Here is a 14803-nt window from a genome sequence, read left to right on the forward strand (position 1 = left end):
CTCCGTCCGCGTCGGTCCGCGATTACTGCGACAAGACTAGCAACAGCCCTGTTCCCGTTAAAGGGGAGTGGTTGAAAAAAGACAAGTTTCGCCGATTTCAGGCAGGAACCGGCCGATAGGCGGTCCAGGCGCGCATCCGGGCACGGAACCATGTGCGCTGGCGCTTGGCGAATTGACGCGTGGCGATGGTCGCGGCCTCGCGGGCGGCATCAAGGCTCATCTCGCCGCGCAGATGGGCGATCAGCTCGGGCGCGCCGATCGCCTTGGCGGACAGATCCTCGGGGTTCCAGCTGGCAAGATTGGCCTGCGCCTCGTCCAGTGCGCCCGCGGCCAGCATCGCATCGAAGCGGCGCGCGATTCGCGCATTCAGCCAGTCCTTGGGCGCATCGAACAGGATCGGCGTGGTCTGCGCCAGCGGCAGCAGGGGCGGCGGTGTGCTGTCCTGCCAATCGGCCAGCGTGCGTCCGGTGCCGCGCCAGACCTCCCAGGCGCGTTGCACCCGCATCGGGTTGCGCTGGTCAAGACGCGCCAGCGTGACGGGATCCAGATCGGACAGCAGCGCCTCCAGCCCGTCTGCGCGCAAGCGCGCGGTGGCCTCGGCGCGCAGGCCGTCGGGCAGGGGCGGGATCTCGGCCAGCCCTTCGGTCAGCGCCGTGAAATAAAGCCCCGTGCCCCCCACGATGATCGGACGGGGGCCGCCGCGCAGCAGCGGCGCCACCTCGCGCAGCCAGTGACCCACGGAATAGGCGGCATCGCCCGGCACATGCCCATACAGAAGATGGGGCGCGCGCGCCTCGTCCTCGGCCGATGGGCGTGCGGTCAGCACGCGCCAGTTGGCGAAGACCTGGATCGCATCCGCATTCACGATCACGCCGCCCTGCGTCTCGGCGATCCGCAGGGCAAGGGCGGATTTGCCGCTGGCGGTGGGGCCTGCGATCAGCACGGGGCGGTCGGCGGGAATGGCTGTCAGATCGGGAAGGGTCATGCCCCGCCTCTATCCTCAATTGGTCGAAATCGCAAAGGCGGTGCATCTCGGATTGAACCTGCCCGCGTTTTGCGACATTTTGCGCGCGACCCGCACAAGACGAACGGAGCCCCCATGTCAGACCAAGCCGCCGCCCAGCCGATCCCGCCGGTGCAGACCAAGTTCCGCCGCGTGATGCTGAAGATCTCGGGCGAGGCGCTGATGGGGGACCAGGGATTCGGCCTGCATCCGCCCACCGTCCAGCGCATCGCCCAAGAGGTGAAGTCGGTGCATGACCTGGGCGTCGAAATCTGCATGGTGATCGGCGGAGGCAACATCTTTCGCGGCCTGCAGGGCAGCGCCCAGGGGATGGAGCGGACGACCGCCGATTACATGGGGATGCTGGCCACCGTGATGAACGCGCTGGCGATGCAATCCTCGCTCGAGGCGCTGAACATCCACACGCGGGTCATCAGCGCGATCCCGATGGATCAGGTCTGCGAGCCCTACATCCGCCGCCGTGCCGTGCGCCATCTTGAGAAAAAGCGCGTCTGCATCTTTGCGGCAGGCACCGGCAACCCCTATTTCACGACCGATACCGCCGCGACGCTGCGCGCCAACGAAATGGCCTGCGAGGCGATCTTCAAGGGCACCAAGGTGGATGGCGTCTATGACAAGGACCCCAAGAAACACGGGGATGCGAAACGCTATGAGCGCGTCACCTATGACGAGGTGCTGGCCCAGCATCTGGGCGTGATGGACGCCAGCGCCATCGCTCTTGCGCGCGACAACAACCTGCCGATCATCGTCTTTTCGCTGGACGAACCCGGCGGTTTCAAGGGGATCCTGGCAGGCCGGGGCACCTATACAACCGTGCACGGTTGAGGCTAGATAGACCAAACCCGGATCAAAACCGGGGCGTTACAAGGGAAATGCACGAATATGTCTGACGAAGAGTTCGAGATCGATACCGATGACCTTGAGCGGCGGATGGATGGCGCCATGGCGGCGCTGAAGACCGAATTCGCCTCGTTGCGGACGGGCCGCGCCTCGGCCTCGATGCTGGAACCCGTGGTGGTCGAGGCCTATGGCCAGCGCACGCCGATCAACCAGGTCGGTACAATCAACGTGCCCGAACCGCGCATGGTCACGATCAACGTCTGGGACAAGTCGATGGTCGGCGCTGTTGAAAAAGCCATTCGCAACAGCGGTTTGGGGATCAATCCTCAGCTGAATGGCACGATCATCATGCTGCCGATCCCCGAGTTGAACGAAGAACGCCGGCGCGAGCTGACACGGGTTGCCGCGCAATATGCCGAAAACGCCCGCGTGGCGGTGCGCAACGTGCGCCGCGACGGGATGGACCAGGTCAAGAAGGCCAAGGCCAAGGGCATGTCCGAGGATGACCAGAAGTTCTGGGAAACCACCGTGCAGGAACTGACCGACCGCTACACGAAACTGGTGGATGCAGCCCTCGAAGGCAAACAGGCCGAGATCATGCAGGTCTGAGGACCTGTCGATCGGTTCATGAAAGGGCCATTCATGGCGCGCCGGACTTCTGACAGCCTTTCCCCTGACGGGCCATCATCCAGTGAGGCCGAGGTCGGGGTGATCGATCCGGCGGGTCAGGGGCCGCGCCATGTGGCCATCATCATGGATGGCAATGGCCGCTGGGCCACCATGCGGGGGCGGCCGCGCCTGTTCGGGCATCATGCCGGTGCCCGCCGCGTGCGCGAAATCGTCGAGGCCTGTCCCGATCTGGGCGTCAAGTACCTGACGATATTTGCCTTTTCCACCGAGAACTGGCGCCGGAGCCAGGTCGAGGTGGCCGGTCTGATGAGTCTCTTCCGCCGCTACATTACCCGCGAAGCACGACAGTTGCGTGACGAAGGCGTGCGCGTGCGCTTCATCGGTGACCGGGTGCGGCTGGATGACAAACTGGTCACGCTGATGGACGAGCTGGAGCTGATGACCGCCGGCAACGACCGGGTGCATCTGACGATCGCGCTGAATTACGGCGGCCGCGACGAGGTGGCGCGCGCCACCAAGCGGCTGGCGCAGGATGTGGCGCTGGGGCGGCTTGATCCGGCTGATGTGGATGAAGAAACGCTGCCAAGATACCTTGATACTTACGTTCTTCCCGATCCTGACCTGGTGATCCGCACCAGTGGCGAGGCGCGTATTTCGAATTTCCTGCTGTGGCAATCCGCCTATGCCGAATATGAATTCGTCGATACGCTCTGGCCCGATTTTTCGCGTGCCGAATTCGCCAATCTGCTGCATGGCTATGGCGCGCGGGATCGCCGCTTTGGCGCGGTGAAGGCATGAGCACCCGATGACCGCATCCTCGAAATGGGAAGACCTCAAGACGCGCAGCGCCTCGTCGCTGCTGATGGTGGCCGTCGGGGCCGGCGAGATCTGGCTTGGCGGATCATGGTTCCTGTCACTGATCGTGATCGTTTGCGGCCTGATGATCTGGGAACTGGCGCGCATGGTCGCGCGCGAGGCGGCGGGTGTGGCGCTTGGTCTGGGCCTTCTGGCGGGGGCGTCGGTGCTGGGGGCGGTCCTGTTGAAAATGCCTGTGCTGCTGATCCTGCCGGTCTTGCTGGGCGGCCTCGCCGTGTCGCGGCACAGGGTGATGTACCTGCTGTATGCGCCGGTGGTGATGGCGGGCGCCTATGGCCTTGTGATGCTGCGCGACACGCCCGATGGCCTGACCTGGCTGATCTGGCTGGTGCTTGTCGTCGTCGTCACCGATGTGGCTGGATATTTTGCAGGGCGGATGATCGGCGGGCCCAAGTTCTGGCCGGCGATCAGCCCCAAGAAAACCTGGTCTGGCACGGTGGCGGGCTGGATCGGTGCGGGTATCCTGGGGGTGGCCTTTCAGCCACTGACGGGGGCAGGGATCACGCTTGTGGTGGTCAGCATGATCGCATCCTTCGCCTCGCAGATGGGTGACATTGCGGAAAGCGCGGTCAAGCGGCGCACCGGGGTCAAGGACAGCTCAAGCCTGATCCCCGGCCATGGCGGGGTGCTTGACCGTTTCGACGGCTTGCTGGGGGCGTCGCTTCTGGTGCTGCTCTTCATGGTCATCGCCGGACATCTGCCGGATCAGCCATGAAACGGGTGACTGTCTTTGGATCAACCGGGTCGATCGGGCAGAACACGCTCGATCTTATTGCGCGCGCGCCGCAGGACTATGACGTGGTCGCCCTGACAGGCGGGCGCAACATCACGCAGCTTGCCGCCGATGCGCGGCGTCTGGGGGCGCAGGTCGCGGTCACGGCGCATGACGATCTGCTGGAGGATCTGCGCGCGGCGCTGGCCGGATCCGGGGTCGCGGCGGCGGCCGGGCAGGCGGCGCTGATCGAGGCGGCGGCGCGTCCGGCCGATTGGACCATGTCCGCGATCGTCGGGGCCGCCGGGCTTGCACCGGGGATGGAGGCGCTGAAACAGGGCGCGACCCTGGCGCTGGCCAACAAGGAATCGCTGGTGACGGCAGGTCCCTTGCTGATGGCGACCGCCGCGCGCCACGGGGCGCGCATCCTGCCCGTGGACAGCGAGCATTCCGCGATTTTCCAGGCCCTTGCGGGCGAGGATATTGCCGCGGTCGAGCGGATCATCATCACCGCCAGCGGTGGCGCGTTCCGTGACTGGCCGCTGGAGCGCCTTGCGGCCGCGACCCTGGCCGAAGCGTCGAGCCATCCCAATTGGGACATGGGGCAGCGGATCACGATCGATTCCGCATCGATGTTCAACAAGGCCTTGGAAGTCATTGAAACACGGGAATTCTTTGGCGTCGACCCTGACCAGATCGAGGTCATTCTGCACCCTGAGTCCCTTGTGCATGCGCTGGTCGGGTTCCGTGATGGCGCCTTGATGGCCCATGTCGGGGCCTCGGACATGCGCCATGCCATCGGCTATGCGTTGCACTGGCCCGAACGGCGCGATCTGCCGGTGGCGCGGCTGGATCTTGCCGCCATCGGGACGCTGAATTTCCGCGCCCCCGATCCCGCGCGCTATCCCGCCCTGCGCCTTGCGCGCGATGTGATGCAGCGGGGGGGGCTGTCGGGCGCCGTGTTCAACGCCGCCAAGGAGCGGGCGCTGGATGCCTTCATCGCGGGCCGCATCGGATTTCTGGACATGGCGGGCGTGGTCGAGGACGTTCTGACACGAATGTCATCCGAAAGCGGCCTCATTGATGCCGAGATCACCCTTGATACCGTCGCCCATGTGGACCATCTCGCACGGATAAGGGCGGATGAGGCCATGCAGGCGAAAGCGGGCTGACAGCACAGCCCCCAGATCAGAAAGCAGGACCGACACTTGGATATCGTTTCTTTTCTTCCCCAGTTTGGCGGGCTCGCCATGACGCTCGTGGCCTTTGTAGTCGCGCTGTCGGTGATCGTCGCGGTGCATGAATACGGCCATTACATTGTCGGGCGCTGGTCCGGCATCCATGCGGATGTGTTTTCGCTTGGGTTCGGGCCGGTGCTTTTTTCGGGCGTCGACAAACGGGGAACGAAATGGCAGGTCGCGCTGCTGCCGCTTGGCGGATACGTCAAGTTTCGCGGCGATGCGGATGCGGCCTCGGCCGGAACCGATGGTCAGGCGATCCGCGCCATGACCGAGGCCGAGAAACGCAGCACCATGCATGGCGCGCCGCTCTGGGCGCGGACGGCGACGGTCGCGGCGGGTCCGATCTTCAACTTCGTGCTGGCCATCATCGTCTTTACCGCCATCGGCATGACGCGCGGCGTTGCGGTGGATCCGCTGACGGTGGGCGAATTGCGCCCCGTCGCCGTGGCCCATGAGGTGCAACCCGGCGACGTTATCCTGGCGATCGACGGGCGCGCGCTGCCACAGGCGGGCGAGGCGGGGTTTGCCGACCTGACCGCCGCGCTGCCGGCGGTGCCGCTGATGGATTACACCGTGCTGCGCGACGGGCGCGAGGTGACGGTGCAAGGCCCGCATCCGATGCCCCCGGTCATTACCCAGCTTGCCCCGCAATCTGCGGCCATGGCGACCGATCTGGAACCGGACGATGTCATTCTTGCCGTCGATGGCGATCCGATCTTCGCCTTCCGCCAGTTGCGCGAGAAGGTCGAGGGCACGGAAGGCGCGCCCTTGCTGCTGGACGTGCGCCGTGGCGATCAGACCCTGCAGGTCAGCCTGACTCCGCGTCGCGTGGACGAGCCCCAGGATGGCGGCGGTTTCGAGACGAACTGGCGGATCGGCATCATCGGCGGGCTGTTCTTCGATCCGATGACGGAAACCCCCGGTTTCATGGATGCCTTCACGAATGGCGTGGCCAGCATGTGGGAGATCATCCGCGGCTCGCTGTCCGGTCTTTATCACATGGTGACGGGCGCGATCAGCACCTGCAACATGTCCGGGCCGATCGGAATCGCCGAAGTCTCGGGCGCGATGGCCAGCCAAGGCACAGAAAGTTTCATTTATTTCATCGCGGTCCTGTCGACGGCTGTAGGTCTTCTGAACCTCTTTCCGATCCCGGTTCTGGACGGGGGGCACCTGGTATTCTACGCCTATGAGGCCGTGGCCGGAAAACCGCCCAGCGACAAGGTGTTGCGGGTGCTGATGGCCGCAGGTCTGACCATCATCCTGTCGCTGATGGTCTTCGCACTGAGCAACGATATCTTCTGCCCCTGATTCCGCGGGATCAGGGTGCGGACTGTCTTCCGAAAGGCTTCGGCGTCAAAATATGGCCATAATCCTGGGCTATCGAGATGCGTGAAACGAGTTTGGAAAGTGTGATCCCATGGAAATGATCCAGAAAAGCGGACGTGGTCTTGGCCTTATCCTGTCCTTGAACTGGGACCGTATCCTGTATCTGGGTACGATCATCCTGGCCTTGAATGTCGGCACCCTTCTGAACCTGCTCTGATCCTGCATTCCGTCTTGCATTCCTCCATCACCACGACGCCACGCGCGGCACAGCCTGCGCGGGGCTTTTGCGGGTGGTGAACCACGGCCTGAACGCCCTTGACCCGGAATTGCGCGGGGCACGGGCACAACCTGTTGTGTTGCACGCGCTTTGAGGCGTCTGGGCTTTTGACAACGGGCCGCAATGCCGATACTCACTTGGTCAACATAAATGCATGACTGGGTTGACCGATGACCAATGAGATGGGTGGGCGGCGCCGCGTTCGCAGCAGGGACGGTATTTCTTTCCGCAAGGGGCAGACTGCCGCGCGAGGGCGCGTTTCGGGATGGATTGCGCCAATTCTGGTGGCAGGCCTGACATTGGGAACGATTCCCGCAGCACCCGCCTGGGCGCAGTCTTTCAGTTTCAGTTCCGTCCAGATCGACGGGAACCAGCGGATCGAGTTGGCAACGATTCTCAACTATGCCGGGATCGCGCGCGGCCAGACTGTGTCGGCGGCCGAACTGAACGATGCCTATCAGCGCATCCTGGCGTCCGGCCTGTTCGAAGAGGTCACGCTGGAGCCGCGCGGCAACACGCTGGTGATCAGCGTGACCGAGTTTCCGACGATCAACCAGATCAGCTTCGAGGGGAATCGCCGCCTGAAGACCGAGGTGCTGGAAACGGTGGTCCAGTCGCAGTCGCGGCGCGTCTTCAACCCGTCGACTGCGGAACGCGATGCATCTGCCATTGCGGATGCCTATGCGCAGGCAGGCCGCCTTGCCGCGTCGGTCAATCCGCGGATCATCCGCCGTTCGGACAATCGCGTGGACCTTGTGTTCGAAATATTCGAAGGCGGTCTGGTCGAGATCGAGCGGATCGGTTTCGTCGGCAACCGTGTCTTCTCGGATTCGCGTCTGCGCCGCGTTCTGGAAACCAAGCAGGCGGGCCTGCTGCGGGCGCTGATCCAGCGGGATACCTTCGTGGCTGACCGGATCGAGTTCGACAAGCAGGTGCTGCAGGATTTCTATTTCTCGCGCGGCTATGTGGATTTCCGCACCACGGCGGTGAACAGTCAACTGGCCCGGGAGCGGGACGGGTTTTTCGTCACCTTCAACGTCGAGGAAGGCCAGCAATTCCGCTTCGGCGAGATCACGGCCACGACGGATCTGCCCGATGTGAACCCCGATGAATTCCGCGAGGCGCTGAATGTGCGGGCGGGCGGTGTCTATTCGCCCATGATCGTCGAGGACAATATCGCCCGGCTGGAGCGTCTTGCGATTCAGAAGGGCCTGAATTTCGTGCGCGTCGAACCCCGGATCGTGCGCAACGAGCGTGATCTGACCCTTGACGTCGAATTCGCGATGGTGCGCGGGCCGCGCATTTTCGTGGAACGCATCGACATCGAAGGCAATGCCACGACCCTGGATCGTGTGGTCCGGCGCCAGTTCCGCGTGGTCGAGGGCGACCCCTTCAACCCGCGTGAAATTCGCGAAAGCGCCGAGAGGATCCGCGCGCTGGGGTTCTTCAGCGATGCGCGCGTGAATGCGCGCGAAGGCAGCTCGCCGGATCAGGTGATCGTGGATGTGGAAGTCGAGGAACAGCCCACCGGCAGCCTGTCCTTCGGTGGTGCCTATGGCACCAACGGTGGCTTCGCGCTGATCGCCAGCTTCAGCGAATCCAACTTCCTTGGCCGCGGGCAACGTCTGCAGCTTGATTTCTCGGGCGCCGCGGAAAACCAGACCTACGAGATCCGCTTTACCGAACCAGCCCTGCTGGGCCGCGACCTGGCGCTGGATCTTGAACTGGGCTACCGCGAGACCAACAATTCCTTCGCGAATTACGACACGGCCGTTGCGCGTTTCAGCCCCGGCCTGACCTTTCCGGTCAGTGCGGGCGGCCGGTTGCGCGCCTTCTACAAGGTCGAAAGCGTCGAGATCAGCAACTACGAATTCACAGGGACGCTGCTTGCCGATGAAGCGGATCAGGGGCAACTCTGGAGCAGCGCGCTTGGCTATACCTACAGCTTTGACAACCGCCGCAGCGGCCTGAACCCGGATGCGGGCATCCTGCTGCAGTTCGGCCAGGAATTCGCCGGGCTGGGCGGTGACAGCACCTATGTCAAGACGACCGCGCGCGCACAGGCGCAGACCTCGATCCTGAATGACGAGGTGACGCTGCGCGCGACGCTGGAAGGCGGCATGCTGAACTTCACTTCGGGAACCAGCCGGGTGACCGATCGTTTCCTGATCGGCGGCTCGATCATGCGCGGCTTCACCCCCGACGGGATCGGCCCGCGCGAGGTGCGCACCGCCGCCGGTGGCGCCGTCGAGGTGAATGACGCGCTTGGCGGCAATGTCTATGCCGTGGCCAAGCTTGAGGCCGAGTTCCCGCTGGGCCTGCCCGAGGAATACGGGATCCGTGGCGGTCTGTTCTATGATGTCGGCTCGGTCTGGGATCTGGATCTGACCAATGCCAATACGATCTATGACGATTTCTCGCTGCGGCATGTGGTGGGCGTCTCGATCTTCTGGGATTCGGTGATCGGGCCGTTGCGTTTCAACTTCTCGAAAGCGCTTCAGAAAGAAGATTTCGACGATGAGCAGAAATTCAACCTGACCATCTCGACGCGGTTCTGATGTGGCCCCGGTGGCGTGGCGCGATGGGTATTGCTGATCGTCGACAGGCCGGATGGCGGGCGATCTGCGCCTGTGTGATCGCGCTGTGCCTGCCTGTTGGCGGGCCTGCGCCGGCACAGGAAAGCCAGCTGATCCGCAGCCCGATCCTGTCCCTTGATCAGGATCGCATGTTTGCGGCCTCTGCCTTCGGGCGGCGCTTCGATGCGGCGTTGCAAGCCGACGGGGCGCGGCTTGAAGTCGAGAATCGCAGGATCGAATCCGAGCTTGAGGCCGAAGAGAAGGATCTGACCCAACGCCGCCCCGCGATGAGCCCCGAGGCGTTCCGCGCGCTGGCCGATGCCTTTGATACCAAGGTGCAGCGGATCAGGACCGAACAGACCGCCAAGGCACGGGCCCTTGCCCAGCGCACCGAAGAGGCGCAGCGCCAGTTCATCGCCGCGGCGCGCCCGGTGCTGGAGCAGTTGATGATCGACGCGGGCGCGGTGGTGATCATCGACCCGCGCAGCGTCGTGATGAGCCGCAGTGCCATCGACGTGACGGATGAGGCGATCCGCAGGATCAACGACAGCATCGGTGATGGCACCGATACCGCGGTTCCGCCGCAAGTGGCACCAGCCGCGCCGAAAGGCGACTGACCCGCGATGCGCTTGCTCCTGCGGGGGCGAATTGTTACTGACAGACACGAGATGCATGGCCGGGCAGGCCCATGGGCCTGAAGGGGTCGGATCGGTCGCCTGCTTGCCGGAACAGATGAACCAGAAAGCAAGACCCCGGGGGGCAGATGACTGAGCCTTTGAAAAGCGCCGATATCCTGATGATCCAGCGGATTCTGCCGCATCGCTACCCGTTCCTGCTGGTGGACAAGGTGATCGATATCGACGGCACGTCCTCGGCCGTGGGGATCAAGAACGTGTCCATGAACGAGCCGCATTTCCAGGGGCACTTCCCCGGAAACCCGATCATGCCGGGTGTCACCATCGTCGAGGCGATGGCCCAGACCGCCGCCGTGATGGTTGGCGTGGCGCTGGACATGGCCGACAAGGAACTGCTGGTCTATTTCATGGCGATCGACGGCTGCAAGTTCCGCCGCAAGGTGGTGCCCGGCGATGTGCTGCGCATGACGTTGACCACGCTGCGCGGCAAACCCGGCGGCAAGGTCTGGCGCTTCAAGGGCGTGGCCGAGGTTGACGGAGAGATGGCGGCGGAATGCGAGTTCACCGCCATGATGGATCTGCCCAAGGAGTAACCGATGTCCAGCCGGATCCACCCTTCCGCCATCATCGAGGACGGCGCGCAGATCGGCGCGAATGTCTCGATCGGGCCGTTCTGCCATATCGGCCCGCAGGTCCGTCTTGCCGATGGGGTGCATCTGCACAGCCATGTGGTCGTGTCCGGCCAGACCGATATCGGCGAAAAGACCCAGATCCATCCCTTCGCGGTGGTCGGGGGCATTCCGCAGGATCTGAAATTCAAGGGTGAAGATACGCGCCTGATCATCGGTGCGCGCAACCGTATCCGCGAACATGTGACGATAAACACCGGCACCGAAGGCGGCGGCGGCATCACCCGCGTCGGCGATGACGGGTTGTTCATGGCGGGCAGCCATGTGGCCCATGACGTGCAGATCGGCAACCGGGTGATCGTGGTGAACAACGCGGCCCTCGCGGGGCATTGCATCATCGAGGATGACGTGATCATCGGCGGGCTGTCGGGGGTGCATCAATGGGTGCGCATCGGGCAGGGCGCCATCATCGGGGCGGTCACCATGGTCACCAATGACGTCATCCCCTACGGGCTTGTACAGGCGCCGCGTGGCGTGCTGGACGGGTTGAACCTTGTGGGGCTGAAGCGTCGCGGCGTACCGCGCGCCGATATCACGGCGTTGCGGGCGGCGTTTCAGATGCTGGCACAGGGCGAGGGCGCGTTTCAGGACCGTGCGCGCCGTCTTGGCGATGATACCCAAAGCGAATACGTGCGCCAGATCGTCGATTTCGTAACCGCCGGGTCCGACCGGTCCTTTCTGACGCCGGGCTGATGCTGGCGCTGATCGCAGGGCGGGGGCAATTGCCGGGGCACATCGTGGCCGCCCATGGTGCCCCTGTGCTGGTCGCGGCGCTGGAGGGGTTCGCCCCCGATCACCTGACACCTGACATCACCTTTCGCGTGGAGCGTCTTGGCAGTTTCATTGCCGATCTCAAGGCGCGGGGCGTTAGCGATATCTGCATGGCCGGTGCCATCGGCAGACCTGCGCTGGACCCCGCGATGATCGACGCGGCGACCATGCCACTTGTGCCGCGCATGATGCAGGCGCTGGGGCAGGGCGACGATGGCGCGCTGCGCGTGGTGATCGCGCTGTTCGAAGAGGCGGGATTCACCCTGCGCGCCGCGCATGAGATCTGCCCCGATCTGCTGCTGTCCGAGGGCATTCCCACACGCGCGCGGCCCGGTCCGCAGCATCAGGGACCCGCCCGTCTGGGCAAGGCCACCATCGCCGAGATGGGCCGCGCCGACCAGGGGCAGGCCTGCGTGATCCGGCGCGGTGACGTTCTGGCCCGCGAAGGTGCGGATGGCACCGATGCGATGCTGGCGCGGCTTGGATCGGGTGCGACCGGGGACAGTGATCCCGATCCGCTGACATGGGGTTTCAACGCGCTTACAGATGCCGCGACCAGCGCGCTGGATTGGCTTGGCGGGCGCGACGCCGCGGATCACGACGGCGCCATCCTCTACAAGGCCCCCAAGCCCGGTCAGGATCGCCGTGTCGATCTGCCCACCATCGGCCCCGGCACCGCGATGCGCGCCGCCGATGCCGGGCTGGACGGGATCGTGATCGAAGCCGGCGGCGTTCTTGTTCTGGATCTGCCGGCGGTTCTGCGTATCCTTGATGACAAGGGGATGTTTCTTTGGGTGCGGGCCGCATGAAGGTGTTCCTGATCGCGGGCGAAGCCTCGGGCGACAAGCTGGGGGCTGCCTTGATGTCGGGCCTCAAGCAGCTGACAACGCCCAGTTTTTCCGGTGTCGGTGGGCCGATGATGCAGGCCGAGGGGATGGACAGCCTTTTTCCCATGGACGAGTTGAGCATCATGGGCCTGGCCGAGGTGCTGCCGAAATACCTGCATCTGAAACGGCGCATTGCGCAGACGGCCGCAGCGGTGATCGCGGCGCGCCCCGATGTGCTGGTGACCATCGACAGCCCCGATTTCTGCCTGCGTGTCGCAAGGCTGGTAAAGGCCGAAAGCGATATCCGCACCGTGCATTACGTGGCGCCGTCGGTCTGGGCCTGGCGTCCGGGGCGCGCGGCCAAGATGGCGCGCGTCATCGATCATGTGCTGGCGCTGCTGCCGTTCGAGCCGCCTTACATGGAAGCCGCAGGCATGGATTGCGATTTCGTGGGCCATCCGGTTGTGGCCGAACCCCGGGCGACCAAAGCTGATGCGCGTGATTTCCGCGCGCGTCACGGGATCGGCGAGGCGCCGCTGCTGTTGGCGCTGCCCGGCTCGCGACGCGGCGAGGTGGCGCGCCTTGCCCCGCGTTTCGGCGCGGCTTTGGGGCGCATGATGCAGGACCATCCGGGCATGCGGGTTGTGGTGCCGACCACCGCCAACGTGACGGAGCATGTGCGGGACCTGGTCGGTGACTGGCCCGTCGCGCCCCTTGTCCTTGATCCCCGCGACATGAGCAGCGATGCCTATGTTGCTGAAAAAAGGTCGGCTTTTCGCGCGGCGGATATTGCGCTTGCGGCCTCCGGCACTGTCTCGCTGGAACTGGCGGCGGCGGATACGCCGATGGTGATCGCCTATGACATGAACCCGGTCAGCCGGTTTCTGATCGGTCGGATGCTCAGGATCGATACGGTCACGCTGGTCAATCTGGTGTCGGATACGCGCAGCGTGCCGGAATGCCTGGGGCGCTATTGCACGCCCGCGGCGATCGCCGATGCGCTGGACAAGGTGATGCGCGCGCCGGGCAGCCAGATCGACGCGATGCGCCTGACGATGGAGCGTCTGGGCAAGGGCGGCACGGCGCCGGGTCTGCGCGCGGCGCAGGCGATCATCGACAGGCTGCCCGCCGGTCGGTGACAGGGCGGGATCAGCCCTTCCAGATCCAGCCGCCACCCAGAACGCGGGTGCTGGCGGGATCGTAGAAGACACAGGCCTGGCCCGGTGACACGCCTTCTTCGGGTGTCAGCAATTCGACCGTGGCCGTGGTGGCCGACAGCGGGCGGATCACCGCCTCGCGCGGGGGGCGGGTCGAACGGACCTTGACCGCCACATGCCATTCGGCGGCGCTGTCGAAGGGGGCATCGCCCAGCCAGTTGATCTCGCGCAGGGGCACGACGCGGGTGGAAAGCATGTCTTTCGGACCGACGATGACGCGCTTGGCGTCCACGTCCAGCTTGACCACGTACAGCGGGTCTTCCAGGCCACCGATGCCCAGACCCCGGCGCTGGCCGATGGTGTAATGGATGACACCCTTGTGCGTGCCCAGAACGCGCCCATCCACATCGACGATCTCGCCGGGTTCGGCGGCGCCGGGGCGCAGCTTTTCGATCACGGCGGCATAGTTGCCATTGGGCACAAAGCAGATGTCCTGGCTGTCGGGCTTGTCGGCCACGGGCAGGCCGTAACGCGCCGCCAGCGCCCGTGTTTCCGCCTTCGAGGTCAGGTGGCCCAGCGGAAAGCGCAGGTAATCCAGCTGCTCTGCCGTGGTCGAGAACAGGAAATAGCTTTGATCGCGGGCGGCATCCGCCGCGGCATGCAATTCGGGACCCTTCGCGCCCATCTTGCGCTGGATATAGTGGCCCGTGGCCATGCAATCCGCCTCGAGGTCGCGGGCGGTTTCCAGCAGGTCCTTGAACTTCACCCGCTCGTTGCAGCGGATGCAGGGCACGGGTGTGGCCCCGGCCAGGTAGCTGTCGGCGAATTCGTCGATCACCGCGTCCTTGAAGACGTTTTCATAATCCAGCACGTAATGGGGAAAACCCATGGTCTCGGCGACGCGGCGGGCATCGTGGATATCAAGGCCCGCGCAGCATGCACCTTTCTTGGCCTGGGCCGCGCCATGGTCGTAAAGCTGCAGGGTCACGCCGACCACGTCATAGCCTTCTTCGGCCAGTTGTGCCGCAACCACGGAACTGTCCACGCCACCCGACATCGCCACCACCACACGGGTTTGCGAGGGCGGCTTGGAAAAGCCCAGCGAGTTCAGCGGATGATCGGTGTCGAGGGCCATCATGGCCTCCTTGGTCTGGCGCGGTGGCAGGAGGGGGGCGGGGATTTCGCGCGGCCCCCGGAAAGTCTGCGAGAATATAGGAAA

At 64.5% G+C, this 14803-nt stretch carries 15 protein-coding genes; 13 read left to right on the plus strand and 2 right to left on the minus strand.

Annotated features, from left to right (window positions below; genetic code table 11):
• Window positions 1-97 precede the first annotated feature (97 nt).
• Window positions 98-985 (minus strand): tRNA (adenosine(37)-N6)-dimethylallyltransferase MiaA, encoded by an 888-nt coding sequence (miaA, locus tag ACMUJL_RS00945; protein ID WP_375571099.1) that lies wholly within the window; start codon window positions 983-985, stop codon window positions 98-100.
• Between the two features lie 114 nt (window positions 986-1099).
• Between miaA and pyrH the strand changes: the two genes are divergently transcribed.
• The 13 genes from pyrH to lpxB all read left to right on the plus strand — a co-directional run bounded on the left by pyrH (window position 1100) and on the right by lpxB (window position 13566).
• On the plus strand, window positions 1100-1849 hold the full coding sequence (gene pyrH / locus ACMUJL_RS00950) for a UMP kinase (RefSeq protein ID WP_375571097.1): 750 nt from the start codon (window positions 1100-1102) through the stop codon (window positions 1847-1849).
• A gap of 57 nt (window positions 1850-1906) precedes the next feature.
• The gene (frr, locus tag ACMUJL_RS00955) at window positions 1907-2473 is read left to right on the plus strand and encodes a ribosome recycling factor (protein WP_068289938.1); all 567 of its coding nucleotides are present in this window, start codon (window positions 1907-1909) and stop codon (window positions 2471-2473) included.
• Window positions 2474-2506: 33 nt separating this feature from the next.
• Complete coding sequence (gene uppS / locus ACMUJL_RS00960; protein ID WP_375571094.1) at window positions 2507-3292, plus strand: polyprenyl diphosphate synthase; 786 nt, start codon at window positions 2507-2509, stop codon at window positions 3290-3292.
• 7 nt (window positions 3293-3299) lie between these two features.
• Window positions 3300-4085 (plus strand): phosphatidate cytidylyltransferase, encoded by a 786-nt coding sequence (locus tag ACMUJL_RS00965; RefSeq protein ID WP_375571092.1) that lies wholly within the window; start codon window positions 3300-3302, stop codon window positions 4083-4085.
• Window positions 4082-5254, plus strand: a complete 1173-nt coding sequence (gene dxr, locus ACMUJL_RS00970; protein WP_416914077.1) for a 1-deoxy-D-xylulose-5-phosphate reductoisomerase — start codon at window positions 4082-4084, stop codon at window positions 5252-5254. The genes ACMUJL_RS00965 and dxr overlap by 4 nt, the downstream gene beginning before the upstream one ends.
• Window positions 5255-5290: 36 nt before the next feature.
• Entirely contained in the window at window positions 5291-6634 is a 1344-nt protein-coding gene (rseP, locus tag ACMUJL_RS00975) for an RIP metalloprotease RseP (protein WP_375571090.1), read from the plus strand.
• Between the two features lie 109 nt (window positions 6635-6743).
• The gene (locus ACMUJL_RS00980; protein ID WP_416914078.1) at window positions 6744-6869 is read left to right on the plus strand and encodes a hypothetical protein; all 126 of its coding nucleotides are present in this window, start codon (window positions 6744-6746) and stop codon (window positions 6867-6869) included.
• Between the two features lie 230 nt (window positions 6870-7099).
• A complete protein-coding gene (gene bamA / locus ACMUJL_RS00985; protein ID WP_416914079.1) occupies window positions 7100-9487 on the plus strand; it encodes an outer membrane protein assembly factor BamA in 2388 nt (795 codons plus the stop codon).
• A 23-nt stretch (window positions 9488-9510) separates the two neighbouring features.
• Complete coding sequence (locus ACMUJL_RS00990; protein ID WP_068290205.1) at window positions 9511-10122, plus strand: OmpH family outer membrane protein; 612 nt, start codon at window positions 9511-9513, stop codon at window positions 10120-10122.
• A 146-nt stretch (window positions 10123-10268) separates the two neighbouring features.
• The gene (gene fabZ, locus ACMUJL_RS00995) at window positions 10269-10733 is read left to right on the plus strand and encodes a 3-hydroxyacyl-ACP dehydratase FabZ (protein WP_068289927.1); all 465 of its coding nucleotides are present in this window, start codon (window positions 10269-10271) and stop codon (window positions 10731-10733) included.
• A 3-nt stretch (window positions 10734-10736) separates the two neighbouring features.
• Complete coding sequence (gene lpxA, locus ACMUJL_RS01000; RefSeq protein ID WP_375571087.1) at window positions 10737-11522, plus strand: acyl-ACP--UDP-N-acetylglucosamine O-acyltransferase; 786 nt, start codon at window positions 10737-10739, stop codon at window positions 11520-11522.
• On the plus strand, window positions 11522-12409 hold the full coding sequence (locus tag ACMUJL_RS01005) for an LpxI family protein (RefSeq protein ID WP_375571085.1): 888 nt from the start codon (window positions 11522-11524) through the stop codon (window positions 12407-12409). Before lpxA ends, ACMUJL_RS01005 begins: the two co-directional genes overlap by 1 nt.
• On the plus strand, window positions 12406-13566 hold the full coding sequence (lpxB, locus tag ACMUJL_RS01010; RefSeq protein ID WP_375571083.1) for a lipid-A-disaccharide synthase: 1161 nt from the start codon (window positions 12406-12408) through the stop codon (window positions 13564-13566). The genes ACMUJL_RS01005 and lpxB overlap by 4 nt, the downstream gene beginning before the upstream one ends.
• 10 nt (window positions 13567-13576) lie before the next feature.
• Here lpxB and mnmA read toward each other — a convergent pair whose 3' ends face one another.
• A complete protein-coding gene (gene mnmA / locus ACMUJL_RS01015) occupies window positions 13577-14719 on the minus strand; it encodes a tRNA 2-thiouridine(34) synthase MnmA (RefSeq protein ID WP_375571081.1) in 1143 nt (380 codons plus the stop codon).
• Window positions 14720-14803 lie beyond the last annotated feature (84 nt).

The sequence above is a fragment of the Seohaeicola sp. genome, assembly GCF_048006315.1.
Lineage (GTDB): Bacteria > Pseudomonadota > Alphaproteobacteria > Rhodobacterales > Rhodobacteraceae > Seohaeicola.

Coding starts and splice junctions, on each gene's coding strand:
- ACMUJL_RS00965 (WP_375571092.1), top strand. CDS start 3,300: ATGACCGCATCCTCGAAATGGGAAGACCTCAAGACGCGCAGCGCCTCG.
- lpxB (WP_375571083.1), top strand. CDS start 12,406: ATGAAGGTGTTCCTGATCGCGGGCGAAGCCTCGGGCGACAAGCTGGGG.
- frr (WP_068289938.1), top strand. CDS start 1,907: ATGTCTGACGAAGAGTTCGAGATCGATACCGATGACCTTGAGCGGCGG.
- ACMUJL_RS00980 (WP_416914078.1), top strand. CDS start 6,744: ATGGAAATGATCCAGAAAAGCGGACGTGGTCTTGGCCTTATCCTGTCC.
- ACMUJL_RS01005 (WP_375571085.1), top strand. CDS start 11,522: ATGCTGGCGCTGATCGCAGGGCGGGGGCAATTGCCGGGGCACATCGTG.
- fabZ (WP_068289927.1), top strand. CDS start 10,269: ATGACTGAGCCTTTGAAAAGCGCCGATATCCTGATGATCCAGCGGATT.
- uppS (WP_375571094.1), top strand. CDS start 2,507: ATGGCGCGCCGGACTTCTGACAGCCTTTCCCCTGACGGGCCATCATCC.
- dxr (WP_416914077.1), top strand. CDS start 4,082: ATGAAACGGGTGACTGTCTTTGGATCAACCGGGTCGATCGGGCAGAAC.
- ACMUJL_RS00990 (WP_068290205.1), top strand. CDS start 9,511: ATGGGTATTGCTGATCGTCGACAGGCCGGATGGCGGGCGATCTGCGCC.
- pyrH (WP_375571097.1), top strand. CDS start 1,100: ATGTCAGACCAAGCCGCCGCCCAGCCGATCCCGCCGGTGCAGACCAAG.
- bamA (WP_416914079.1), top strand. CDS start 7,100: ATGACCAATGAGATGGGTGGGCGGCGCCGCGTTCGCAGCAGGGACGGT.
- mnmA (WP_375571081.1), bottom strand. CDS start 14,719: ATGGCCCTCGACACCGATCATCCGCTGAACTCGCTGGGCTTTTCCAAG.
- lpxA (WP_375571087.1), top strand. CDS start 10,737: ATGTCCAGCCGGATCCACCCTTCCGCCATCATCGAGGACGGCGCGCAG.
- miaA (WP_375571099.1), bottom strand. CDS start 985: ATGACCCTTCCCGATCTGACAGCCATTCCCGCCGACCGCCCCGTGCTG.